Below are 23,145 nucleotides of genomic sequence, written 5' to 3'. Positions count from 1 at the left end.
GAATAGTTACCTTTGAGTTGATCGCTCACTTCTTAAGGTATCCGCGAATCACCGCCAAGCTTTGCTCGATCACCTCAGCGCGCGTATAAAAATGTGGCGAGAGGCGGATGCCACCCCCGCGAAGCGCACAGACGACTTGTTCCGACTTGAGGTGTTGAAACAAGGAGGAGTTGTCGGTTCCCCTGATCCGGAATGTGACGATGCCTGCTCGTCGGACGGGATCGGTCGGGCTTAACAGCTCGACATTCGGCATTGCCTCCAGCTCACGATGGAAATGGTCGATACGTTCGGTCAGCGCTTTGCCGACGGCGGCCATACTTACCTCTTCCAGGAGCGACAGGCTCGCATTCAGGGCCATGGCGCCAAGCAGATTTGGGCTCCCGCACTCGAATCGTTTCGCATCAGAGGCGGGTTGCCAGTCATCGCGATCGTAGTCGCCCGCATGCTCGAGCATGTGCCAGCCGTATTCATGAAGCTTCAATTGGCCACGTAAGTCACTGCGGCAATAGAACACTCCCAGTCCTTCGGGACCCAGTAGCCATTTGTGCCCGTCTGCCATGGCAAATGCACAGCGGTATTGCTGTACATCGAATGGCAGTGCGCCCAGTTGTTGAATCGCATCGATGCACAGCAGAACATCTCGTTGCTCGCAGCCTTCACCGAGCCGAGCCAGATCGAGCCTCAGGCCGCTCGCGTATTGCACGGCACTGATGGACATCAAGCGTACCTTGGGACCGCACGCGGCCAGCAAGGCGCCCTCAGGGTCGTCCCCTTTTAGGCTGACTTGTATGACCTGAACGCCGGCGGGCCGCAGTGCCTCCCATACGACGCGGTTGGATGGAAACTCCTCGTCACTGATCACAACCTGATCACCCGGCTTCCAGTCCAGCCCGAATGCGACGAACGAAAGGGCCTCCGAGGTGTTCTTGACTAAGGCTATGTCTGCCACTGTCGGCGCGTTCAGCAGTCTGGCCAGCCGGCTACGCAGTTGCGTTTCGACAGTAAGCCACTTCGGGTAATCCCGGGCTCCGATCGTCATGTTCTGCTGAGCAAACGTCGCCACCGCATCGCTTGCTCGGCGTGGCCAGGGCGCGACAGCCGCATGATTGAGGTATCGCAATCCTTCGATTTGAGGAAATTCGTCATTCAATGAACTCATGGACAATCTTCCGTGCATTTTTTGACTAAATGGGCATAATCTGCTGCTTCGAATTGTCGACCGCAGCCTCTTATGCAGAATGAATCCCGTAAGGTCCGTGAATTTCGCCGCCGCGAACAGGAAATTCTCGATACGGCGCTCCAGCTATTCCTTGAGCAAGGGGAAGACAGCGTTACCGTCGAGATGATCGCTGACAGGGTGGGCATCGGCAAAGGCACAATCTACAAGCACTTCAAATCCAAAGCTGAGATCTATTTGCGGCTCATGCTCGACTACGAGCGAGACCTGAATGAGCTGCTCCACTCGCCAAGCCTCGATCAGGACAAGGAAGCGCTTTCGCGTGCCTACTTCGAGTTTCGCATGGGCGACCCTCAGCGTTACCGCCTGTTCGACCGCCTCGAGGAGAAGGTCGTCAAGGGAAATCAGGTGCCGGAAATGGTTGAGGAGCTTCACCGTATCCGTGCCTCCAATTTCGAGCATTTGACCCAGCTGATCAAAGGACGCATCGCCGAAGGCAAGCTGGAAGACGTACCTCCTTACTTTCATTACTGCGCTGCCTGGGCGCTGGTCCACGGTGCTGTCGCCCTGTACCACTCTCCCTTCTGGAGCAATGTGCTGGAAGACCAAGAGGGCTTCTTTCAGTTTCTGATGGACATTGGTGTGCGTATGGGTAACAAGCGCAAGCGCGACTAGCCCGCCCGAACGCGATAGCGTTCGGCAACTCATCGACTTAGCGTTCGCCCTGTGGCTGCTCTTGAGCCCTACTTGCGACTGAGTAGTAGCGCTGCCTATGAATGCTCTGCACCGACCTGGCGTGTATGCTGCATTGCTTTGCTGATCGTCGGTTTTCCGTCAAGCAGGAGCAAGTGATGAAAATGTTCAGCCTTATCGCGGCCATGTTGGTGTTGAGCGGCTGCATGAAGGTAAGCGACATGGCTGAGGGCACCCGCTATCAGCTTCGAGACGCCGGCATCCTTGACCACAGTGAGACGGTCAGGTCCGCGTCTTGGCGGCTCCAGCCCGATTCGTTCATCTACATAGCCCAAGGGCATTTCGTTCCCCCGGGTGGCGCTTATCCGCGCCCCAATGTGGTTGCTGAAGAGGCCTTCGAGAGCTTCGTCCAATACTTTCCGCTGGTCCGGCGCGCTCCGCAACCTGTTGGGCTGGACGAAGCATTGAACCAGGCGGCAGTCGCTGGTGCCCATTACTTGCTGTACACGCGATTCGCCGCCGCGGACGACCGTATTGGCAGCTTCGATGAGTTCAATGACCAGCGCGCGCTTGATCGACTAGGTGTCGATACCAGCGTGGTCCAGTTGATGCTGATCGAGACCGGCAATCGGTATCTGGCCGATACGGCAAGTATTCGCAGCCGCGGCGGATTGCTAAACATCTATGACGCGACGCCGCAGGTTTTGTTGGGGCCGCCCTTGCGAGAATACGCACGGCGCTTGATAGGCCTGGGCCGCTAAGGAGCCACTATGAGCGATTCGGGAAAAGCTGAGAATCTGTTGAGTCAGATTCCCAAAACCGAGGCAAAAGGTTTGCCACCGGTACACCTGTGGAACCCGCCGTTCTGTGGCGATCTGGATATGCGAATTGCGCGCGACGGCAAATGGTTCTATCAGGGAACGCCCATCGGACGGCCTGCGATGGTGCGACTGTTTTCTACGGTGATCCGCAAGGACGGCGATGACTACTTTCTGGTGACTCCCGTCGAGAAGGTCGGCATCAAGGTAGATGATGCGCCTTTCGTAGCGGTTGAGCTATTGGCAGAAGGAAGCGGCGAGGCTCAGGTGCTCCGCTTTATGACCAATGTCGGCGACGAAACTGAAGCCGGAGTCGAGCATCCCATAAGGGTCGAGCTAGACCCGGATACTCAGGAACCGGCACCCTATATTCATGTGCGAGCCAACCTCGAAGCGCTGATCCATCGCAACGTGTTCTATCAGTTGGTGGAATTGGCAGTGCCGCGCGAGATCGAGGGGGTCGACTGGCTGGGGGTCTGGAGCCGAGGCCAGTTTTACCCAATAGGCCGTGCCGAGTAGTTCGATATTGGGGCGGTAAGCTGCTCAACTCTGCCTTCGGTCGTACCCCGTAAGGGTTGGCGTCCTACTGCCAAACGAACCCCTATCGCGTGCGCTGCGCCAAACGATAGTTAATCGGTGCGCCAGACAATTTCAGCTTCGCCGCGCTCGCTGATGCTGATCCAGCGGTCGGCTTCTTCTAACGATTCTTCTTCCTGCCAACCGCCCGGCGCGCAACGAATCTCCACGCCAAGTGCTTGATAGGCGTCACGGGCGCAAGCAGTGTCGTCCGCCCAAGGCGTCGAGTCGCTTTCAAGGAGCAGACTGTGCCACTTCCCAACCGCTTTTGGGAGCCAGGTCACTGGAATGTCGCCGGCCTTGCACTTGAAGGTATTACCCTTGGCTTGCCAGGGGGAGCAGGGCCCGACCGCCTGGTTCAGCCATTCAGTGACGGCGTCCTGGCTGGCGTCCCTGAGGTAAATTTCGATATCCGGTTGACGCATGGGATGGCCTTGTTTGGTTGAGGTTGCAGCCGGTTGAATGTTGACTGTTGTAGCTTCATTGGCTACATCAGACGCATTGAATCGATGCGAAGCCGATATCGTATTCGCGTTGAATGTTCCGATCAGTCTCGCTGAATCCAGTCATAGCGTATCGCAACCCGCACTTGCAAAGGGGCCTGAACAACCGCTGCGCGGCGTTCTGCACTCGCACGCCAGCCGTGCGGGGTCATCGCCAGCAAATCGGCACGGGCCTGTGCGTTATCGAGTTGAAGCTCGAAGGACAGTGTCTCGCTGTGGGCGAGGTGCATGCCTTCGGGGATAAGCGACAGATGTTTTTGATCGTCGTAGTCACGAATTTCGTCGTACAGAAGCCCCCGGAGTTCCCACAAATGCTCGCGAGTAGGGCCCATGCGCAGTAGACCGCCGCCGGGCGCGAGTAGGCGCCGTGCTTCGCTCCAGTCCAGCGGGCTGAACACGCTGGCCAATAGATCGCAGCTGGCATCGGCCATCGGTACCCTGGCCATGCTTGCTACCAGCCAGTCCACCTGTGGCTCGCGTTTGCAGGCGCGCTTGACGGCTTCGCGGGAAATATCCAGCGCGTAGCCGTCTGCATCGGGCAGTGCTTGAGCAAGTTGCGCAGTGTAATAACCCTCGCCGCATCCGATATCCAGCCAGCGTTTCGGCATGCGCGCTGCTGCCAGCTGGGCCAGACGCGCCGCCAGCGGGGCGTAGTGGCCCCCATCGAGAAAGCGGCGCCGCGCCTCGACCATGGCTTGATTGTCGCCCGGGTCGCGGCTGTTCTTGTGCTGCACCGGCAGCAGGTTGATATAGCCCTGCCGAGCACGATCGAAACGGTGATTGGCGGGGCAGACGACGCCGTTATCCACTGCGCTGAGCTCGTCTTGGCAGATTGGACAGATCAGCATGCGAGCAGGTTGACCAGGGTCTGGTAGTAAATCTCGGTGAGTACGTCGAGGTCGCTGGCAAGGATGTGCTCATCCACTTGGTGAATCGTCGCGTTTACCGGACCCAGCTCGACCACCTGGGTGCCCAGCGTCGCGATGAAACGTCCATCCGAGGTGCCACCGCTCGTAGAGGGTTTGGTCTCCCTGCCGGTGACGCTGCGGATTGCCGCCGCCACACCGTTGAGCAAATCTCCCGGTTCTGTCAGGAAGGGCAGGCCGGACAGTGCCCAGTCGACCGTCCAGTCGAGGCCATGCTTGTCGAGAACCGCTGCGGTGCGTTGCTTCAGACCTTCGACTGTGGATTCGGTAGAGAAACGGAAGTTGAACACCGCTTCCAGCGTACCGGGAATGACATTGGTCGCGCCCGTACCGGCGTTCAGGTTAGAAATCTGGAAGCTTGTTGGCGGGAAGAAGACATTGCCATCGTCCCAGTGTTCAGCGGCCAGTTCGGCCAGTGCCGGCGCTGCCAGATGTATCGGGTTTTTCGCGAGATGAGGGTAAGCCACATGGCCTTGTTGGCCGCGAATTGTAAGCGTGCCGCCGAGCGAGCCACGGCGGCCATTCTTGACCACGTCACCGACAAGCGAGGTACTCGACGGCTCACCGACTATGCACCAGTCCAGCCGTTGTCCCCGCTCCCGTAAACGTTCTACCACAGCTTTTGTGCCGTAGTGCGCAGGTCCTTCCTCGTCGCTGGTTATGAGAAAAGCGATCTGGCCCTTGTGGTCTGGATAATCAGCGGTAAAACGTTCCACGGCCACGACCATCGACGCCAGGCTGCCCTTCATATCGGCGGCGCCGCGGCCATGAAGCATGCCTTTATCATCGATCCGGGCCGTGAACGGAGGATTTTGCCATGCCTGCAGCGGGCCGGTAGGGACCACATCGGTGTGACCGGCGAAGCACAAAACCGGACCGTCGGTGCCACGAAGTGCCCAGAAGTTCTCAACGTCCTCGATGTGCATTGGCTCGATGACAAAGCCGCAGGCGGCAAGACGCTCGCTCATCAGCTGCTGGCAGCCCTCATCCAACGGAGTGACCGATGGCCGATTGATCAGCTCACAGGCGAGTTCAAGTGTCGGGGAGAGGGCAGCGGCAGTCATCACAGCTCCGAGCATGGCGTGGAAAGGGCGCCATATTAAATTAAAAAGCAGGGCAGCAGCGGGTCAGAAAAGAGCCTCGTATCAAACTGCCTAGGCATGCCTGGCTGGGACGACGAGAGACTCGGGCTATAATCGGCAGACATTTCGTAAGAGGTATGCCATGTCTATCGACGGCCAACGTTTCGGCGGTATTGCTCGCCTATACGGTTCCGAGGGACTGCAGCGATTGGCGGCGGCGCATGTTGCGGTGGTCGGTATCGGCGGAGTCGGGTCCTGGGCAGCCGAAGCGCTGGCTCGCAGTGGCGTCGGTGAAATCAGCCTGTTCGATCTGGACGACATTTGCATCACCAACACCAATCGACAGGTGCATGCGCTAGAAGGCGCGGTGGGTAAGCCAAAGGTGGACGAGATGGCGGCGAGGATCAGAGCAATCAACCCGGCGTGTGCGGTCCACGCCGTGGCCGACTTCGTGACCCGCGAAACCATGGCCGATCACATCACCGAGCAGCTCGATTGCGTCGTTGATTGCATCGACAGCGTGCCGGCCAAGGCGGCGCTCATCGCCTGGTGCAAACGCCGAAAGATCCAGATCATCGCCACTGGGGGCGCGGGCGGACAGGTGGACCCTACGCAAATTCAGGTCACCGACCTGAACAAGACCTTCAACGACCCGCTCGCGGCGAAAGTGCGCTCATTGCTACGGCGCGAATACAACTTCTCCCGCACTGCTGGGCGCAGCTACAGCGTACCTTGTGTGTTTTCCACCGAACAGCTGCGCTATCCCAAGCCGGATGGCGGGGTATGCCAGAGCAAAAGCTTTGTCGGCGAAGGGGTAAAGCTCGATTGTGCCGGTGGGTTCGGCGCGTCAATGATGGTGACTGCCAGTTTCGGTCTGGTCGCGGCGGCTAAGGCTGTAGACAAGCTGGTCGCTGGAGCTCGTCGGCCTGCGGAACGCTCCCAGCAATGAAGCCTTTCCTGATCGGCCTCAACCTATCGCCCCAGCTAGTCAGCCTTTGCCAGCTCGCGCATCCTGCCTATAACCGCGTTCATCCCATTGGCTCGCGATGGCGATAATTGTCGACTGAGACCGAGCTGGCTGAACCATTGCGCCACGTCGAGCCGTTGCAGCTCGCCGGCCTCAAGCCCATTGACACGGGTCAGCAGCACGGCAAGCAGCCCGCGCAGCAGGCGCGCCTCGCTGGTACCGCGAAAGTACCAATGGGTGCCTCGCTGCTCACCGACTAGCCAGAGCTTGCTTTCGCAGCCGGCGACCAGATTGAGGTCGTTGCGCTCACTGTCGCTCAGGGTCGCAAGCCGATCGCCCCATTGCATCAACAGTCTAGCGCGTTGCTCCCAGCCCGGAGCCAGTTGAAAGGCCTGCAGCGTTTCGGCAGCGGTTTCGGGAAGCTCATTCATCGCAACATTTCCAGCGCGTGATCCAGCGCTTTGAAGAATCGCTCCAAATCGACACCGTCGTTATACAGCCCGAGCGATACGCGAATCGCACCTTCGACACCCAGCGTCTTCATCAGAGGCTGCGCGCAGTGGGTGCCGCTACGTATGGCCATGCCTTGCTCGGTCAGTAGATGCGCCAGATCACCATGATGGACGTCATCGATGGTAAAGCTTGCAAGGGCCACCTGCGGATCGCCCAACAGCCGCAGGCCAGCGCGCTCGGCCAGGCCCGTACGCAACGCCGCGTGCAGGGCAAACTCATGACGGGCGACCGAGTCGGCATCGAGTTTCGAGAGATAGTCCAAGGTTGCCCCCAGGCCAATCACGCCGCCGATAGGCGGCGTGCCTGCTTCGAAGCCCAGCGGTGCGGCATGAAAGTCGGCTTGCTGGAAGCCCGCGACACGGACCATCTCGCCACCGAATTGCCAATGCTTGAGTTCAAGCAGCGATTCGCCCCGACCATAGAGCGCGCCGACACCTTCCGGACCGTACAGTTTGTGACTGGACAGCACATAAAAGTCGCAATTCAGCGATTGCATGTCATGTCGGCCGTGAACCACGCCCTGTGCACCGTCGACCACGGTAAGCGCGCCCTGCGCTTTGGCCAGTGGCAGCAGTTCGGCAAGTGGTTGCCACGCACCAAGCACATTGGATAACTGGCTGACGGCAAGCAGGCGGGTATGCGGGCCGATCAGGTTGGATGCGGCTTGAATGTCGATGATGCCGTGCTCGTCGAGCGGCAACACGACCAGCTTTGCACCTTGACGCTTGGCCAGTTGTTGCCAAGGCAGCAGGTTGGCGTGATGCTCCAGAGCGCTGACGACTATTTCATCGCCCGCTGTGATCAAGTGTTCCAGCCCGTAAGCCAACAGATTCAGCGCTTCCGTCGCGCCGCGTGTGAAGACGATTTCAGTCGGGCATGCGGCGTTGAGCCAACGCGCTACCTTTACGCGTGAATCCTCGAATGCGCGAGTTGCCCGCTCTGCCGCCTGATGCTGAGCGCGATGAACGTTGGCGGTGCCAGAGGTGTAATAGCCGGTAAGGGCGTCGATCAATGCCTGCGGTTTCTGCGAAGTGGCAGCGCTGTCCAGGTAGGTCTGACCTTGGGCCTCAAGAATAGCCAGGGCGGGAAAGTCGGCGCGCCAGGGGGATATCAGCGGCATGGATACTCCTGAAAGCAGGACGGGACGCCTAATGGAGGCACTGCGTAGACAGGCTGGAGGGCTACAGCCTGTCTACCCATTGACGCTGCGCTTAGTTGTGCGCGTGCAGCGCCTCGTTCAGCTCGACTGCGGACTTATGTGTCTTGCATTCGACCGCGCCGCTCTGCGAATTACGGCGGAATAGCAGGTCGGTCTGGCCGGCCAGTTCGCGCGCTTTGACCACCTTGACCAGCTCGCCTTGCTCATCGAGCAGGTTCACCTTGGTGCCGGCCGTGATGTACAGACCGGATTCCACGGTGTTGCGGTCGCCAAGAGGAATGCCGATGCCCGCGTTTGCGCCGATCAGGCAGCCCTCGCCAACCGAAATGACGATATTGCCGCCACCGGACAGGGTACCCATGGTCGAGCAACCACCGCCCAGGTCCGAGCCTTTTCCAACGAACACGCCGGCCGAGACGCGGCCTTCGATCATGCCGGGGCCTTCGGTACCTGCATTGAAGTTGATAAAGCCCTCGTGCATCACGGTTGTGCCTTCACCGACGTATGCACCGAGACGGATACGTGCGCTGTCGGCGATGCGGACGCCGGCCGGGACCACGTAGTCGGTCATCTTGGGGAATTTGTCGACCGAAACGACTTCCAGCAGATAGCCCTTCAGGCGCGCTTCGAGTTGACGTTCAGCCAGCTCCGCCAGGTCGACTGCTCCCTGATTGGTCCAGGCTACATTTGGCAGCAGCGGGAAGATGCCGGTCAGATTCAGGCCGTGCGGCTTGACCAGGCGATGGGAAAGCAGATGCAGCTTGAGATAGGCCTCGGGGGTGGAGGTCAGCGCGGCGTCTTCTGCAAGCAGAGTCGCGACAAGCGGGCGCTGGCTTTCGGCGAGGCGGGTAAGCAGCGCGTGCTGAACGGCGTCGAGCGGCTTGATGGTATCGGCCAGTTGAGCCGCCAGGGTTGTGCTAATGGCTATGGCCTGATTGCCACCTTCGTAATTGAGCAGGGGGGCAATCGCGGCGACCAGCTCACCGCTCGGGTGCAGCAGTGGCTGCGCATAAAAAATTTCCAACCAGTTACCCTGACGGTTCTGGGTGCCGACGCCAAACGCCAGGCTGAAGAGCGAGTTACTCATAGCGGAATCCTTTATTCAGTCGCGCTCGTCATGGCGAGCGGTATCAGTTCTTGGCTGCCAGCTCGGCAGCGTAAATGTCTGGTTTGAAGCCAACGAGTGTCTTGTCCCCCAGGTCGAGCACCGGACGCTTGATCATCGACGGCTGAGCCAGCATCAGTTCGATGGCTCTGGCCTGGTCAAGATCGGCCTTCTTCTCGTCGTCCAGCTTCCGAAAGGTGGTACCAGCACGGTTGAGTACGGTCTGCCAACCATGTTCATTGCACCAGGCTTCCAGGTGGGCGCGGTCGATCCCTGCGCTCTTGTAGTCATGGAACTCATAGTTCAGCCCATGCTCGTCGAGCCAGTTTCGGGCTTTTTTCATGGTGTCGCACGCCTTGATGCCGTAAAGGCGTAAGGCGTTGAATGTACCAGGCGTTTCCATGCTCTCTGAACCCTTGCCAAACATCTTCCCGAGTGTGGTCGCGAATTATGCCACGTCGAGACGAAGCCTGCCGTCTGGGGGCGAAGGTGGCCTGACTTCACAGGCGCACTTACGCCCTGAGCTTTGAGTACAGGTCGATCTTTTCCTTCCTCCGTGTTGTCCATTGATCACAATCGTATCAATGAGGTCATGTATGGCACGCAAGCATTTCGAAAACCACGAGGCCATTTCGTCCGCCGTTCCTGCTGAGGACGGATTCGAGGCGGTCATCGCCGTTAAGCGTCGCGGCACTGATGAAAATGCGCATGTTTTCAAAGTCGCCAACGGTCGCCGTTACGACCTTGCGTCCGAGGCTGATGTGGCCGCTGAAGCGGCGCTGACCAAGGTCAGGGAGGTCAGCGACGAAGATGAGCTGATCTGGGAAGAAAACGCGATTTGACGGAGGTTGTCATGAGCGAGTCGGAAAAGCCGAACACGGAAGAGCAGCACACACAGGACGAAAGCACAACGGCAGAAGTGCCCGAACATATGAAACCCGAGAATCTGGAGAAACTACGCGACTATGGCAAGGACATGATTCCGCCCGGCGTTGCGTGAGCCGCTAAGCCGGACGCCATGGCGTCCGGCTCTGGATCAGAGCGCAGCAATGAACGAGCGGATTCGCTCCGCAGCCTCGACGCAATCCGCCAGCGGCGCCACGAGCGCCATGCGGACTCGGCCTGCGCCCGGGCTGATGCCATCGACTTCGCGTGATAGATAAGACCCAGGCACAACGGTGACGTGCTGGCGCGAAAACAACTCGCGGGTGAAGCGCTGATCGTCGATGGGCGTCTTCGGCCAGAGGTAGAACCCCCCATCCGGGCGCTGCACATCCATGACGGGCGAGAGGGTACCCAGCACGGCGTCGAATTTTTCTCGATACAGCTGGCGATTGGCTTGAACGTGAGCTTCATCGTTCCAGGCAGCAATGCTGGCCAGTTGCGTTTGCACCGGCATGGCACAGCCGTGGTAGGTGCGGTACAGCAGAAACGCCTTGAGAATGTCGGCATCGCCTGCGACGAACCCGGAGCGCAGCCCCGGCAGATTCGAGCGTTTGGAGAGGCTGTGAAATACCACGCAACGCTTGAAGTCGTTGCGCCCGAGCGCTGCGCACGCAGTCAGTAACCCGGCCGGCGGGTGGTCTTCGTCGAAATACAGTTCGCTATAGCATTCGTCCGCTGCGATGACGAAGTCGTATTCGTCTGCCAGGGCGATCAGTTTCTTCAGCGTTTGAAGCGGTACCAGTGCGCCCGTGGGGTTTCCTGGGGAGCAAAGAAAAAGGATCTGCGTACGCTGCCAAGTCTCTGCCGAGACTGCATCGAAGTCCGGGTTGAAGCCGTTCTCGGCGGTGCAGGGCAGGTAATGCGGGGTGGCGCCAGCCAGCAGTGTTGCGCCTTCGTAGATCTGATAGAAGGGGTTGGGGCTGATGACCAGTGCGGCCTGTTCACGCTTGACCACGGCTTGGGTGAAGGCGAATAGCGCTTCACGGGTGCCATTGACCGGCAATACGTGCTGTGCCGGATCAACTGTGCCCGTTGACATGCCAAAGCGGCGCTCGCACCAGTGCGCAATTGACTCGCGCAATGCCGAAATGCCCTGTGTGGTGGGGTATACGGCAAGCTGGTCGAGATTGTCGGCCAATACCTGAGCGACAAAATCCGGCGAGCGGTGCTTTGGCTCACCGATCGATAGCGCGATTGGGCGTTTGTCCGCTGGCGGCTGGGCATCGGCAAGCAGGCCGCGCAATTTCTCAAAGGGATAAGGCTGTAGCAGGTTCAGGGCGTCATTCATGGTCAGGTCTTTACAACGTCGGGAGGCGCTGAGCGGCGCCACGATAGATTCAGTTTTGGTGGGCGCCGCCATAGTAGGCGCAGCCGCGTAGGGTCTGGCCGTTCACACGGAGTTCTGCTGTGAGATGGCTGACCGCGCCGGTCGCGCTATCGAGGCATCGTTGTGGAGCCACCCACAGATCGAGGCGTTGATTGTTTGCTTCGGTGCTGAAACTGGTCTGCCCACTCGGCAATTGTTCTTGCAGATAGGGCAGCGCTACGGCTGGCTGTCCGGAGCGTTCTAGCAGAAGACCACTGCCGGTGATCGTTACGCTCCAGCCTGGCTCATGACCGCTAGCGAGCAGGAGTAATTGGCTAAAAGCATCGTCGTTGCAGCCTCGTCCCTGTGCCTGCAGGCGGTAGACCTGCGTCAGGTGTAACTGGCCGCTATCGCCAGTCTGGCTTTTAAGCCTGCCACGTATGTCGGCGAACAAAGGCTGGTTGCTTCCAGCGATCAGCGCTCGCGCATCATCGGGCAGGCCTGTCGCACCGCTGTCGAGCAACACGAGGTTGCGTCGACCCTGGCAGGCGCTGAAATGCAGCGCGCCGTCCCGCTGAGTGATGGTGCCCTGCAGGCGCTCGGTCGGTTGCGGGGGAGGCTCGTTGTCCAATCGCAGCGATTGGCACCCAGCAAACACCGGAAGAAGACTGAGCAGCAGAACGCGGGGTGCAATCATGAGCGGACTCGGTTCAGGCGGGGTAATACTGCGCCAGCGGGGCTGGCGCAGGTGGGTCAGTTGCCTTTGACGGCTCGGCCGTCGACAGTGCCTTCTTCGAGCATGATCTGGTATTCCTTCCCATCCTTTTCCACCTGATGCAGGCGGACCAGCATGTAGTCCCAGTTCTTGGCGAACCAGAGGATGGTCTGCCGCTTGCTCTGCGTCGGGTCGCGAACGCGCTCGACCTTGATCGCATCCACCTGACCGGCCTTCGTGCTGACCCTCTCCTCACCTAGCACGCGAAAGTCATAAGTTTCGATCTCGTCGCCATCGACGACCTGATAGCTCATGCTTTTCTCGCCTGCTGCGACCGCGTGCTGCAGGGCAATCTGATAGGTCGACTTGTCCAGCAGGCCGCGATCGAGCGGAAGTGTTACCGGGTCTCCACGCTCTTCTCCGACCACCTGTTTGGACTGCCAGTCAAAATTGTGTTTAACGGTTTTTCCTTTGCCCAGCCCGCTCCGCTTCAGGCGGTATTTCTGAGGCAGGAAGGTCTCGCCTTCGACCGTGAAAACGCTGCGCTCATTGAAGCTGGCGACTAACATTGAGGCTTCGAAATCCAGCTCCCACGAATTGTCGTCGCGTTTCTCCAAACTGCGCTGGGCTGTGCCACTGACAGGGACCTGTTTCCAATCCGCGGTGTAGCTGGCGGAGAAGGGCTTGAGCTCAAGAGCCTGGGTTGGCAGGGCCAGCACGGCGAGAGCGAGCAGCAAGGCGCGACGCATAATGTCTCCTAGATTCGTATTAGATGGCCGGCGGCCGGTAACAGGATGTCGTCCAGCATCGCGCCTTGATCGGCAAGGCGCAAGCGGCCTTCGGCGAACCAGCGAACGGCCAGGGGGTAGATGAGGTGCTCGGCTGCGTGTACCCGGTCGGTCAGCTGGTCGATGCTTTCGTTGGGGTCGACGCTGAGACAGGCCTGTAGGGCCACCGGGCCTCCGTCGAGCTCTTCGGTAACAAAATGCACGCTACAACCGTGTTCCTTGTCACCGGCATCAAGTGCGCGACGGTGGGTATCCAATCCCTTGTATTTTGGAAGCAGGGACGGATGCACGTTGAGCAGACGACCCTGGTAATGACGAACGAAGCCTGCGGTAAGGATGCGCATGAAGCCGGCGAGCACTACAAGCTGAGGCTCATAGGCGTCTATGACATCCCTTAGCGCCGCATCGAAGGCTTCGCGGTCGGCAAAGCGCTTATGGTGCACAACGTGCGTGTCGATACCGGCCGCCTGCGCACGTTGCAGACCGAAGGCCTCTGCACGGTTCGAAACGACAGCGCAAATGCGCACCGGATTATGTTCGCCGAGGCTGTCGATCAGGGCCTGTAGATTGCTACCGGACCCAGAGATCAGCACGACGACATTGCAGGGTGCGGGCATCAGTGGCTTTTCAGATTGTTCAGCAGGACGCGCTCGCGGCCATCACCAGCCGAGCCTATTTCGCCGATAACCCAGGGACTTTCGCCGGATGCACGCAGGTTGGCAAGCACGGTGCTGACCTGATCCTGGGCAACACACAGGACCATTCCGACGCCACAGTTCAGAACACGATGCATTTCGTGCTCATCGACGTTGCCCTGTTGCTGCAACCAGTCGAATACGGCCGGTCGCTGCCAGCTGGCAACGTCGATGACCGCCTGGCTGCCTTCGGGTAGCACGCGCGGGATGTTGTCCAGTAGCCCACCTCCGGTGATGTGCGCCATGGCTTTGACCGCACCGGTGTCCTTGATCAGCTTGAGCAGAGGCTTCGCGTAGATCCGCGTTGGCGCCATCAGCAGCTCGGTGAGCGGCTTGCCTTCGAGCTGAATGTTCTCGATATCGGCACCAGCCACTTCGATGATCTTGCGGATCAGCGAGTAGCCGTTGGAGTGAGGGCCCGAGGATGGGAGCGCGATCAGTGCGTCGCCAGCGGCCACTTTGGAGCCGTCAATGATTTCGCTTTTTTCCACAACGCCTACACAGAAACCGGCCAGGTCGTAGTCTTCGCCTTCGTACATGCCGGGCATCTCGGCGGTTTCGCCGCCAACTAGCGAGCAACCGGCCAGTTCACAACCGGCACCGATACCCGTCACCACCGTGGCGGCGATGTCTACGTTGAGCTTACCGGTGGCATAGTAGTCGAGAAAGAACAGCGGCTCGGCACCGCAGACCACCAAGTCATTGACACACATTGCGACCAGATCCTGGCCGATGCTGTCGTGCTGGTTCAGATTCAGCGCCAGGCGCAACTTGGTGCCTACGCCGTCCGTGCCCGAAACCAGAACGGGCTGCTTGTAACCAGCCGGAATTTCACAGAGCGCACCAAAACCGCCCAGGCCGCCCATGACCTCCGGACGAGCGGTGCGCTTGGCCACACCTTTGATGCGTTCAACCAGCGCTTCGCCTGCATCGATGTCGACACCGGCGTCCTTGTAGCTGATGGAGGGTTGCTTGCTCATAGAAAATCCGGACCTGTGAAGGGGAGGGCGGGGCGACCGGGTCAGAATCAGGTTCTGTCGCGACGCGGCGAGGGCGCCGGACCGGTCTGCGGAAAGCGCGCGATTTTATCAGGCTTGCCGCACAGCGACCATCCCGCGAACCGCGATGTCGAACAGGCGGGCCATGCAATGGTTGGAATTCCGCGCTGCAATACGCAGCCTGTGACTGCTGCGGTTGCCCCGAATTAGGCGCCTGTTTAAGGTATAACGCTTGATTACCATCGCCGAGCCCGGTCACCCCCATACGACCGGCAGGCCCTCATGACTGGCCAGCCAGCGAGTTTTCTAATATGCGCGCTATTCCCCGCCTTCTGGCACTGTGCTTCGCAGTCGTGTCCGCCCAAAGTATGGCGGCTCCCCTTAGCGATCTCTATAAAGTGCGTGAGCCTGTTGCCAGTCAACAACCAGCGGAGCGTGAGGAGGCGCTGCGCAAGGCCTTCGATACGTTGGTGATGCGCCTGACGGGTGAGTCCATCTCTGACCAGGCGTCCGTTGCGCAGCTGCGCAATGATCCCCAGCAACTGGTGAGTAGGTATGCTTATGAGGGCGACGCAGTCGTCGTGAGCTTCGACCCCGTGACAACCGAGCGCGCGCTGCGGTCAGCGGGATTGTCGTTGTGGGGATCTGAGCGTCCCAGCATCCTGACCTGGTGGTTGGGGCAGTCGGCTAACGGTTCGCAGCTGATTGGCGATGCGCAGGAGGGGTCCTCCGACCTGCGGGCGGCTGCCCAGCATCGAGGGCTGCCGTTGCGCTTGCCGCTTGCTGATCTGAGCGAACAGCTCGCGGCCACCCCTGAGGCGGTCACGGCGAAGGACCCACAGGCGCTTCGCGATGCTTCAGAGCGTTACGATGCCGATGGGCTGTTAACGGTCACGGCCGAGCAATCAGGTGATACCTGGCAGGCCAACTGGCGTTTATGGCTTGGCGATAAGCAGACTGGAGGCAAGGCGAGCGGTGATACCCGAGCGGCACTGGCCGACGAGGTCATGCTCGCCGTAAGCAGATTCCTCGCGCCGCAATACCGTGTTGAGCCCGGTGACACATCGGACATCACCCTCGAAGTGCTTGGAGCTGACGTCGGACGTTTTGCCGAGCTTGATCGCCTGCTGGAGCCCTTCGGTGCACGCTTGCAGCGCGTTGACAGCGATCGACTGGTGTATCGCCTTAACGCCAGTCCAGAACAGTTGCGCGCTCAGCTGGCCTTGGCGCGGCTGCAGGAAGTGTCTGCCGATGAAGCTGTTCCACAGCCGATACCGGGCGAGCCGGCCAGTGCCAGTGCCAGTGCTGAGAATGGTGAAAATCTCGCTGGCGATGTGGATGCGCAGGCAGTCGACGCCACGGCTCCTCTCGAACAGTCGGGCCCGCCTCTGCTCGACCAACCGCAGGAAACTGATCAGGGCAACGTGCTGCGCTACCGATGGTAAAGGTATCGCTCGCTGAGCAGGCAGAGCGCGCTTTGCCTGCGAGGCGCTCGTAAGTTTCTGTTTTCGCCCTTTCGCTTGCATTGAACATGCAGCTTCAGATCACCCAAGACATGACGTCGTGAAGATGACCTTTTCCCACACCAACCGCTGGCTATGGCTGGCGGCGCTGTTACTGATCGGCTGGTTGATCTATCAGCTGTCGCCGATCCTGTCGCCTTTTCTCGTTGGCATCCTGTTGGCCTATTTGGGCGACCCATTGGTGGACCGGCTGGAGCGCTGGAAACTGTCGCGCACCTGGGGCGTAATCCTGGTTTTCTCGCTGTTCACGCTGCTGTGCTTGATATTGCTGCTGGTACTGGTGCCGATGTTAGGCAAGCAGCTGATGCATCTCTACCAGTTGGCGCCGCTGGGCCTGGACTGGCTCCAGATAACAGCATTGCCGTGGATACAGGCGCAGTTTGGTCTTGACGAAGATTTCTGGCGCCTCGATCAGCTCAAGAGTACGTTTACTGCGAATCTGAGTAGCACAAAAGATGTAGTGGCGATCATCCTCAGTCAGGCTACGGCCTCGAGCATTGCGTTACTTGCCTGGTTGGCGAACCTCTTATTGGTGCCGGTGGTGTGTTTCTACCTGCTGCGGGACTGGGATCTGATCATGGTCAAGCTGCGGGGACTATTGCCGCGGCGGCGTGAAGATGCCGTGATTGAGCTGGTGCGCGAATGTCATGAGGTGATCGGCGCGTTCTTGCGAGGACAGCTGCTCGTCATGTTGGCGCTGGCGGTGGTTTATTCGGTCGGTCTTATGCTGGTTGGCGTCGAGCTGGGTCTGTTGATCGGCGTGCTGGCGGGCCTTGCTAGCATCGTGCCGTACATGGGCTTCGTGGTGGGCATCGGCGCGGCAGTGATCGCCGTTCTGTTCCAGTTTGGTCTGGAGCCCTATCCGTTGCTGGGTGTCGCTGCGGTATTCACGGTCGGGCAGATGCTCGAAGGCATGCTGCTGACACCGTTGTTAGTGGGAGATCGTATCGGGCTGCATCCTGTTGCGGTCATCTTCTCCGTACTGGCGGGCGGGCAACTGTTTGGCTTCACCGGTGTACTGCTGGCGTTGCCGGTCGCTGCAGTGATCATGGTGCTGCTGCGCCATGTGCATGATCTCTATAAACTCTCGGACCTTTACGCAGAGTTGCCGGTCGAGCCACCTCGCCAACCATGAAACCCATTCAGCTTCCGCTTGGCATTCGTCTTCGCGACGATGCCACCTTCGCCAACTTCTACCCGGGCGCCAACGCGGCCGCGCTTGGCTATGTCGAACGTGTCTGTTCGCCTGAGTCTGGCTGGTCTGATGAACTGGTGTATCTGTGGGGCACTACCGGTGTCGGTCGTAGTCACCTGTTGCAGGCCGCCTGCTTGCGCGTCGAGCAGCGCGGTGAGCGGGCGGTTTACCTGCCTCTGGCCGATGTGGCGGGGTACGGCCCGGCGCTTCTGGACAATCTAGAACAGAGCGAACTGGTTTGTCTGGATGATCTCGATGCCATCGCGGGGGATCCGGTTTGGGAAGAAGCGGTGTTCCATTTATTCAACCGCCTTCGGGACAGCGGGCGGCGCCTGTTGCTCGCTGCTGACGCGTCGCCACGGGAAATTGCTGTGGAGCTTCCGGATCTCCGGTCCCGCTTGTCGCTATCGCTGGTGTTCCAGCTGCAGGAACTTTCGGATGAAGACAAGCTGCGGGCGCTGCAGCTACGGGCGTCGCGCCGCGGTCTGAACCTTCCGGACGACGTTGGTCGTTTCATCCTCACACGCGGCGCACGCAGCATGAGCGCTCTGTTCGAGTTGCTCGACCGGCTCGATCAGGCCTCACTCCAGGCGCAGCGCAAGCTGACCATTCCCTTCCTCAAGGAAACACTCGGTTGGTAGTGTGCTTGGCTGCGCTCTCGGCCCGTTTCAGCTCTCTCCTGCTGCTTTGCGACCATACTGATAAGCCCAGCGGGTATAGAGCAGAGCGCTGACAAACAGCGTCAGGCTGATGCTTGCTTCCAACCAGCCGTACACCATCCGGGCCGGGTTGATTGCGGCGAGCACCCCCTGAATGAAGTACAGGTTGACGATAAAGCAGGTCCAGGCATGGGCACGGGGGCTCCCGGAAATCATGCCTGGCGCGACCAGCAGGAGCGGAATCAGCTGAATGCTGACCACCACCCAGGTGCGCGCGCCGTGAAGGTCGGCGAATGCCAGGTTCCAGACGACCAGCAGCACGGCCAGCCCAATGAAGCTAGCCAGACTGATCGCTCGGCTGAGTTTTATCCGAGGCGTCAGCCATTCTAGCGATGGCAGGGGTTTGGGCGTTCTAGCCACGGTCATTCTCCAAACGCTTGGCGGTTTGCGCGAGGCGTTGACCCAAAGCGCGGCAAAGACTGATCTCATCCTCATCAAGCAGGCGCTTACCGTCGGCTCCCGCATGGTGGCTGGGGCCATAAGGCGTACCGCCGCCTCGCGTCTCAATCAGTGCACTTTCGCTGTAGGGCAGGCCCAGTACGAGCATGCCATGGTGAAGCAGGGGCAATAGCATCGACAGCAAGGTGGATTCCTGTCCACCATGCAGGCTGGAGGTCGAGGTGAACACGCCAGCGGGCTTGCCTACCAATTCACCGGTCAGCCATAGGCCGCTGGTGCCGTCCAGGAAGTACTTCAGCGGGGCAGCCATATTGCCGAAGCGGGTTGGACTGCCAAGTGCAAGCCCGGAGCAGTGTTTAAGATCTTCCAGCGTGGCGTAGACGGCGCCTTGATCGGGAATTGTGGGCGCAGTCGCTTCGCATTCGGCGGACACGGCCGGTACAGTGCGCAGTCGCGCCTCGATCCCCGCCTGCTCAACGCCACGGGCAATCTGTCGGGCCATTTCAGCCGTTGCGCCGTTGCGGCTGTAATACAGCACAAGGATGTAGGGCGCTGTCATGGCAGTATCTCCAATATTTTTTCAGGGGGCCGTCCGATCACAGCGACGTCTCCGACCACCAGAATTGGCCGCTCGATGAGTTTAGGATGGGATGCCATGGCGTTGATGATCTGCTCATCGGTGAGTGCTGGATCGCCCAGGTTCAGGGCCTTGTATTCGTCCTCACCGCTACGCAGGAGCTGGCGGGGCGCGATGCCCAGGCGATCAACAATCTGTGTGAGCTCAGCGGCCGACGGTGGCGTTTCGAGATAGCGAACGACAGAAGGAGTGAGGCCCCGTTGTTCGAGCAGTTCCAGTGCGTTTCGTGATTTCGAACAGCGCGGGTTGTGGTAAAGGATCAATTCGTTCATTTAAGTTGCTTCACGCCAAGTTAGCTGGGCATTGTAACCCTCAAAGCAGCTGGGCCTGAAACAGTGGTCGCGGAGCGCTGTCTGCCAAGGTAAGGCTTTTGCTTGCCCAACGCCTGCGGGCAATCTGGTTTCGACGATCGCGACTGGCGCCGAGGAGATTTGATGCAGCAACGGATCAAGGATTTTGTGGAGTTCGGTCGTTTTCTTGTGCAACGCTTCCTTGCGGATCGTGGGCCGCACAGTGCTGCCGCATTGACCTACACAACGCTTTTTGCGGTGGTGCCGATGATGACGGTGACCTTCGCCATGCTTTCCGCCATCCCCGCTTTTCAGGGTGTCGGTGAGCAGATCCAGATGTATATCTTCAGCAACTTCATCCCTTCCACGGGCGCTACCATCCAGGACTACCTGGTCGCTTTCACTGATCAGGCGAGGCAGCTGACCTGGTTCGGTGTGGGGTTTTTGATGGCCACCGCCCTGATGATGCTCCTGACCATCGAAAAAGCGTTCAATGTGATCTGGCGGGTGCGCCAACCGCGCCGTGGAATCTCGAGTTTCCTGCTGTACTGGGCGATCCTCAGTCTTGGACCGCTGCTCCTGGGCGCGGGATTCGCCATGAGCACGTACATCACCTCGTTGTCATTGATCTCCGGCCCACATGCACTGATTGGTGCACGCACCGTCCTCAAGGCGATGCCACTGCTGCTTAGCGTAGCGGCGTTCACGTTGATCTACGCAGCCGTGCCGAACACTCGAGTGCCGCTGCGGCATGCATTGATAGGTGGGACGTTTACCGCTGTTCTGTTCGAAACGGCGAAGCAGTTGTTCGGCTTGTACGTGAGTTATTTTCCCAGCTACCAGCTGATCTATGGGGCTTTTGCAGCCGTGCCGCTGTTCCTACTTTGGGTCTATCTGTCCTGGATGATCGTACTGTTCGGGGCGGAACTGGTCTGTGGATTGTCCTCGTCGCAACAATGGCGGCGTCGCTCGGTGCCACGTCTGCTGGTCATGCTCGGGTTGTTGCGGGTGCTATATGAAAACCAACAGGCTGGGCGCGAGGTGCGTTTGAGTGATGCACACCGAAGCGGTTGGAAGCTGCCCGAGGACGAGTGGGACGAGATACTTGAATTCTTCGAGCAAGAGCAACTCGTCTGCCGAACCGGGTCGTCCGGTTGGGTGCTCTGTCGCGATCTCAACCGCTATAGCTTCGATCAGCTGCTGCAGTCCAATCCATGGCCGCTTTCTGGTAAACAAGCGCTACCGGACCATCTGGACGAGCCATGGTATCCAACACTGCGCCAGTCCATGGAGCTGCTGCAGCGGGAGCAGGCCAACCTCTTTGGTGGTAGCGTCGCTGACTGGTTGCAGGCGCAGCGGGTATAAATGAGCTACTACGCAATACCGCAAGGAAACAGAGCATGAACGTAAAACGTGCGGGTTTGTTCGGGTTGGCAATCAGCCTACTGTTGGCGGGCTGTGGTGATGATTGGGGGACCGACCAGCATGGCGCGACTGTCACGGCGCAGCAGCTCGACGGGCAGTGGTTGCTAATCAATTACTGGGCTGAATGGTGCGGCCCTTGTCGTACCGAAATTCCGGAGCTGAACGAACTGGACCAGGCGCGCACCGATGTCACGGTGCTGGGTGTGAACTTTGACGGGGTTCAGGGAGAAGAGCTGCTCGCTGCGGCTAATCAATTGAATATCAATTTCAAAGTGCTTAGCGTCGATCCGGCGGAGCGCCTGGGGCTGCCGCGCAGCGCGGTGCTGCCTGTGACCTATATCGTGGACGCAACTGGTCAGGTCCGCGATAGTCTGGTTGGTGAGCAGACCGCGGAGGGGTTGCTGGCTCGGTTGGATAAGCTAAGAGGCGAGGGTTAGTGGCACTAGGCTCTACGCGGCGTCACGGCTTTACGTACCAGAAATCCTGCCAGAAACCGATCACTTTGGCCGGGTAGTGAGGTTTGCCGAGACTGCCGTTGTAGCGCGCCAGTGCTCGATTAATGTCCCCGTTTTCCTTTTTCAGGTAGTAGCTGAGAATAGTGCAGCCGTAGCGGAGATTGGTGGCGTTATCGGTCAGATTGTCTTGCGGTCGCCCTAGTTCGGCTTTCCAGAAAGGCATCACCTGCATCATGCCTTGTGCGCCAACGCTCGAGATGGCGAAACGGTCGAAGTGACTCTCCGCATGGATCAGGGCCAGCACCATGTCCGGCTTGAGCCCCGCTTTGCTGGCCTCCTGGTGGACCAGCCGCAGTAACGTCAGCCGTTCCTGCAGGTCGGGAACGTAGCGTTTGAGCCGTGTCGACATATCGAGCAGCCAGACCTCAGCATCGAAGCGATCCTGAAAGCTCCCGGCCTCTTCCACAGTGCGTTGCATCAGGGCGCGCAACTCCGGCTCCGGTGCCTGGCGAACAGTGGCAGAGACTGGCCAGGCGGCCACGATCATCAATAGCCATAGCCAGTAAGGCGTCTTCATACTGCTGCCTAATCCGCTTCGCCAGCGTCATGCGCCTGGCGACCAGCATCCTGCATCAAGGTCTTGAGAAACTCCTGCTGCAAATCCGGATCGTTGCGAGTCAGTTCGATCAGGCTTTGTTCAAGCTCGCTGGCTTCTTCCTCGAGGCCAAGCTCTGAGAGTCGCTTGACGCGATGGACCCATTGATTGACGTCGTCGCCCTCCAGGTCGTTGAAGATCAGATCATGCGCTTCGAGCAGCTTGCCACGTAGCGTGCGGCTGACAAGAAGCGTGGCGTCCGCTCGGGTGCCGTCTTGCGGGTCTTCGACGTGCAGCTGAAGATTGCCGACCTGGCTGATATCCTGCCCTGCGAACGGTCCATCAAGCAGATTCAGGCGAAGTACGCCGTTGCGGTCGGTACGCAGTTCATGAGTATCGTTGGCCGCAACGACCTGGACCGGGCTCTCTGCCCAGGGGAGGCTGGAGTACTCGAGGCGGGTGTCGCGTCGCTGTTCGTTGATGCTGGCAAGGTTCTGCTGCGAACGTCCGTTCGACTCCACATTGACGAACGGATTGAGACCAGCAAAACCGTAGCTGATCCAGTCGCGGGTGGCGCTTTCGGGCACATTACCGAGCAGTACTACATTGAGTACATTGGCGCCGATACCCGCCACCACTGCTACAGCGCCCAGCGGGATCTCATAAAGCTCTCGCCAGGGCTGATAGGGTGTATAGCGGTCATAGAGGCGCGTCACCTCGAAGTCGGTGACTTCGAAGGTCTTCTGATCGAGTACGCGGATGCGCCGCTGGGGAAGCTCGAGCAAAGGTGCGCCCAGTTCAATGCGCAAGCTGTGGTCGAGCAATTTGCGTTCGGTACGGGCTTCCTGTTCGCTGCGTTGAGGCAGCTGATTGGCGCAGCCACTCATAAAAAGCGCCATGCAAAGCATGGCGCAGGTCATAACACTTCGGTTGTGCATGTT

29 protein-coding genes are annotated in these 23,145 nt (G+C 59.5%); 11 read left to right on the top strand and 18 right to left on the bottom strand.

Features of this window, described 5'->3' with window-relative positions; all coding sequences use genetic code 11:
• Nucleotides 1-25: 25 nt before the first annotated feature.
• Nucleotides 26-1,159: an aminotransferase class V-fold PLP-dependent enzyme gene (locus tag JQR87_RS13325; protein WP_407296362.1), complete on the bottom strand. Its 1,134-nt coding sequence runs from the start codon at nucleotides 1,157-1,159 to the stop codon at nucleotides 26-28.
• A gap of 72 nt (nucleotides 1,160-1,231) precedes the next feature.
• Between JQR87_RS13325 and JQR87_RS13320 the strand changes: the two genes are divergently transcribed.
• The 3 genes from JQR87_RS13320 (at nucleotide 1,232) to JQR87_RS13310 (ending at nucleotide 3,207) form a co-directional block, all read left to right on the top strand.
• On the top strand, nucleotides 1,232-1,852 hold the full coding sequence (locus JQR87_RS13320; protein WP_045428807.1) for a TetR/AcrR family transcriptional regulator: 621 nt from the start codon (nucleotides 1,232-1,234) through the stop codon (nucleotides 1,850-1,852).
• Between the two features lie 176 nt (nucleotides 1,853-2,028).
• A complete protein-coding gene (locus JQR87_RS13315) occupies nucleotides 2,029-2,631 on the top strand; it encodes a DUF4823 domain-containing protein (RefSeq protein ID WP_407296365.1) in 603 nt (200 codons plus the stop codon).
• A 9-nt stretch (nucleotides 2,632-2,640) separates the two neighbouring features.
• The gene (locus JQR87_RS13310) at nucleotides 2,641-3,207 is read left to right on the top strand and encodes a DUF1285 domain-containing protein (RefSeq protein ID WP_407296369.1); all 567 of its coding nucleotides are present in this window, start codon (nucleotides 2,641-2,643) and stop codon (nucleotides 3,205-3,207) included.
• Nucleotides 3,208-3,317: 110 nt separating this feature from the next.
• On the opposite strand, the gene JQR87_RS13305 is transcribed toward JQR87_RS13310, so the two are convergent.
• The 3 genes from JQR87_RS13305 to dapE form a co-directional block, all read right to left on the bottom strand.
• A complete protein-coding gene (locus JQR87_RS13305; protein ID WP_407296372.1) occupies nucleotides 3,318-3,689 on the bottom strand; it encodes a hypothetical protein in 372 nt (123 codons plus the stop codon).
• 122 nt (nucleotides 3,690-3,811) lie between these two features.
• Complete coding sequence (locus JQR87_RS13300; protein ID WP_407296375.1) at nucleotides 3,812-4,615, bottom strand: putative RNA methyltransferase; 804 nt, start codon at nucleotides 4,613-4,615, stop codon at nucleotides 3,812-3,814.
• Nucleotides 4,609-5,757, bottom strand: coding sequence for a succinyl-diaminopimelate desuccinylase (dapE, locus tag JQR87_RS13295; protein ID WP_407296378.1), 1,149 nt, complete (start codon nucleotides 5,755-5,757; stop codon nucleotides 4,609-4,611). The genes JQR87_RS13300 and dapE overlap by 7 nt, the downstream gene beginning before the upstream one ends.
• A gap of 160 nt (nucleotides 5,758-5,917) precedes the next feature.
• Between dapE and tcdA the strand changes: the two genes are divergently transcribed.
• Nucleotides 5,918-6,724, top strand: coding sequence for a tRNA cyclic N6-threonylcarbamoyladenosine(37) synthase TcdA (gene tcdA, locus JQR87_RS13290; protein WP_407296381.1), 807 nt, complete (start codon nucleotides 5,918-5,920; stop codon nucleotides 6,722-6,724).
• A gap of 35 nt (nucleotides 6,725-6,759) precedes the next feature.
• Here the strand turns inward: tcdA and JQR87_RS13285 are convergent, their stop codons facing one another.
• From JQR87_RS13285 to JQR87_RS13270, 4 genes are all read right to left on the bottom strand, one after another.
• Complete coding sequence (locus tag JQR87_RS13285) at nucleotides 6,760-7,173, bottom strand: SufE family protein (RefSeq protein WP_407296384.1); 414 nt, start codon at nucleotides 7,171-7,173, stop codon at nucleotides 6,760-6,762.
• Nucleotides 7,170-8,375, bottom strand: coding sequence for an aminotransferase class V-fold PLP-dependent enzyme (locus JQR87_RS13280; RefSeq protein WP_407296386.1), 1,206 nt, complete (start codon nucleotides 8,373-8,375; stop codon nucleotides 7,170-7,172). The genes JQR87_RS13285 and JQR87_RS13280 overlap by 4 nt, the downstream gene beginning before the upstream one ends.
• 91 nt (nucleotides 8,376-8,466) lie before the next feature.
• Nucleotides 8,467-9,501: a 2,3,4,5-tetrahydropyridine-2,6-dicarboxylate N-succinyltransferase gene (gene dapD / locus JQR87_RS13275; RefSeq protein WP_407296389.1), complete on the bottom strand. Its 1,035-nt coding sequence runs from the start codon at nucleotides 9,499-9,501 to the stop codon at nucleotides 8,467-8,469.
• Nucleotides 9,502-9,544: 43 nt separating this feature from the next.
• Nucleotides 9,545-9,922, bottom strand: coding sequence for an ArsC family reductase (locus tag JQR87_RS13270; RefSeq protein WP_407296391.1), 378 nt, complete (start codon nucleotides 9,920-9,922; stop codon nucleotides 9,545-9,547).
• 193 nt (nucleotides 9,923-10,115) lie between these two features.
• On the opposite strand from JQR87_RS13270, the gene JQR87_RS13265 reads away from it, so the two are divergent.
• Nucleotides 10,116-10,361, top strand: a complete 246-nt coding sequence (locus JQR87_RS13265) for a hypothetical protein (protein ID WP_407296392.1) — start codon at nucleotides 10,116-10,118, stop codon at nucleotides 10,359-10,361.
• A gap of 11 nt (nucleotides 10,362-10,372) precedes the next feature.
• Entirely contained in the window at nucleotides 10,373-10,519 is a 147-nt protein-coding gene (locus JQR87_RS13260; protein ID WP_407296395.1) for a hypothetical protein, read from the top strand.
• Between the two features lie 36 nt (nucleotides 10,520-10,555).
• On the opposite strand, the gene dapC is transcribed toward JQR87_RS13260, so the two are convergent.
• The 5 genes from dapC to purM are packed head-to-tail and all read right to left on the bottom strand — an operon-like array spanning nucleotide 10,556 to nucleotide 14,948.
• Nucleotides 10,556-11,752, bottom strand: a complete 1,197-nt coding sequence (gene dapC / locus JQR87_RS13255; protein WP_407296397.1) for a succinyldiaminopimelate transaminase — start codon at nucleotides 11,750-11,752, stop codon at nucleotides 10,556-10,558.
• A 49-nt stretch (nucleotides 11,753-11,801) separates the two neighbouring features.
• The gene (locus JQR87_RS13250; RefSeq protein WP_407296399.1) at nucleotides 11,802-12,467 is read right to left on the bottom strand and encodes a COG3650 family protein; all 666 of its coding nucleotides are present in this window, start codon (nucleotides 12,465-12,467) and stop codon (nucleotides 11,802-11,804) included.
• A gap of 56 nt (nucleotides 12,468-12,523) precedes the next feature.
• A complete protein-coding gene (locus JQR87_RS13245; protein ID WP_407296403.1) occupies nucleotides 12,524-13,234 on the bottom strand; it encodes a DUF3108 domain-containing protein in 711 nt (236 codons plus the stop codon).
• Nucleotides 13,235-13,242: 8 nt separating this feature from the next.
• Nucleotides 13,243-13,890 (bottom strand): phosphoribosylglycinamide formyltransferase, encoded by a 648-nt coding sequence (gene purN / locus JQR87_RS13240; RefSeq protein ID WP_407296404.1) that lies wholly within the window; start codon nucleotides 13,888-13,890, stop codon nucleotides 13,243-13,245.
• Complete coding sequence (gene purM / locus JQR87_RS13235) at nucleotides 13,890-14,948, bottom strand: phosphoribosylformylglycinamidine cyclo-ligase (protein WP_407296406.1); 1,059 nt, start codon at nucleotides 14,946-14,948, stop codon at nucleotides 13,890-13,892. The genes purN and purM overlap by 1 nt, the downstream gene beginning before the upstream one ends.
• Before the next feature lie 329 nt (nucleotides 14,949-15,277).
• Here purM and JQR87_RS13230 point away from each other — a divergent pair, with 329 nt between their 5' ends.
• The 3 genes from JQR87_RS13230 (at nucleotide 15,278) to hda (ending at nucleotide 18,325) form a co-directional block, all read left to right on the top strand.
• Entirely contained in the window at nucleotides 15,278-16,411 is a 1,134-nt protein-coding gene (locus JQR87_RS13230; RefSeq protein ID WP_407296410.1) for a DUF2066 domain-containing protein, read from the top strand.
• Nucleotides 16,412-16,535: 124 nt separating this feature from the next.
• The gene (locus JQR87_RS13225) at nucleotides 16,536-17,624 is read left to right on the top strand and encodes an AI-2E family transporter (protein ID WP_407296411.1); all 1,089 of its coding nucleotides are present in this window, start codon (nucleotides 16,536-16,538) and stop codon (nucleotides 17,622-17,624) included.
• The gene (hda, locus tag JQR87_RS13220) at nucleotides 17,621-18,325 is read left to right on the top strand and encodes a DnaA regulatory inactivator Hda (RefSeq protein WP_407296414.1); all 705 of its coding nucleotides are present in this window, start codon (nucleotides 17,621-17,623) and stop codon (nucleotides 18,323-18,325) included. The genes JQR87_RS13225 and hda overlap by 4 nt, the downstream gene beginning before the upstream one ends.
• A gap of 27 nt (nucleotides 18,326-18,352) precedes the next feature.
• On the opposite strand, the gene JQR87_RS13215 is transcribed toward hda, so the two are convergent.
• Genes JQR87_RS13215 through arsC form a run of 3 tightly spaced genes read right to left on the bottom strand, consistent with a single transcriptional unit; the run spans nucleotide 18,353 to nucleotide 19,711 of the window.
• Nucleotides 18,353-18,763: a DUF2069 domain-containing protein gene (locus tag JQR87_RS13215; RefSeq protein WP_407296416.1), complete on the bottom strand. Its 411-nt coding sequence runs from the start codon at nucleotides 18,761-18,763 to the stop codon at nucleotides 18,353-18,355.
• A complete protein-coding gene (gene wrbA, locus JQR87_RS13210; protein WP_407296418.1) occupies nucleotides 18,756-19,361 on the bottom strand; it encodes an NAD(P)H:quinone oxidoreductase in 606 nt (201 codons plus the stop codon). The genes JQR87_RS13215 and wrbA overlap by 8 nt, the downstream gene beginning before the upstream one ends.
• Nucleotides 19,358-19,711: an arsenate reductase (glutaredoxin) gene (gene arsC / locus JQR87_RS13205; protein WP_407296420.1), complete on the bottom strand. Its 354-nt coding sequence runs from the start codon at nucleotides 19,709-19,711 to the stop codon at nucleotides 19,358-19,360. The genes wrbA and arsC overlap by 4 nt, the downstream gene beginning before the upstream one ends.
• Before the next feature lie 162 nt (nucleotides 19,712-19,873).
• On the opposite strand from arsC, the gene JQR87_RS13200 reads away from it, so the two are divergent.
• Entirely contained in the window at nucleotides 19,874-21,094 is a 1,221-nt protein-coding gene (locus JQR87_RS13200) for a virulence factor BrkB family protein (protein ID WP_407296422.1), read from the top strand.
• Nucleotides 21,095-21,129: 35 nt separating this feature from the next.
• Nucleotides 21,130-21,591 carry a TlpA family protein disulfide reductase gene (locus tag JQR87_RS13195; protein WP_407296425.1) on the top strand — a complete coding sequence of 154 codons (462 nt, stop codon included), beginning with the start codon at nucleotides 21,130-21,132 and terminating at the stop codon, nucleotides 21,589-21,591.
• Nucleotides 21,592-21,613: 22 nt separating this feature from the next.
• On the opposite strand, the gene JQR87_RS13190 is transcribed toward JQR87_RS13195, so the two are convergent.
• Both JQR87_RS13190 and JQR87_RS13185 read right to left on the bottom strand, forming a co-directional pair.
• Nucleotides 21,614-22,186, bottom strand: coding sequence for a transglycosylase SLT domain-containing protein (locus JQR87_RS13190; RefSeq protein ID WP_407296426.1), 573 nt, complete (start codon nucleotides 22,184-22,186; stop codon nucleotides 21,614-21,616).
• 8 nt (nucleotides 22,187-22,194) lie between these two features.
• Nucleotides 22,195-23,142, bottom strand: a complete 948-nt coding sequence (locus tag JQR87_RS13185) for a hypothetical protein (RefSeq protein WP_407296428.1) — start codon at nucleotides 23,140-23,142, stop codon at nucleotides 22,195-22,197.
• Between the last annotated feature and the right edge of the window lie 3 nt (nucleotides 23,143-23,145).

The sequence above is a fragment of the Stutzerimonas stutzeri genome (assembly GCF_051028275.1).
GTDB classification, from domain to species: domain Bacteria; phylum Pseudomonadota; class Gammaproteobacteria; order Pseudomonadales; family Pseudomonadaceae; genus Stutzerimonas; species Stutzerimonas stutzeri_AS.
This window is presented reverse-complemented; position numbering and strand designations above follow the sequence as displayed.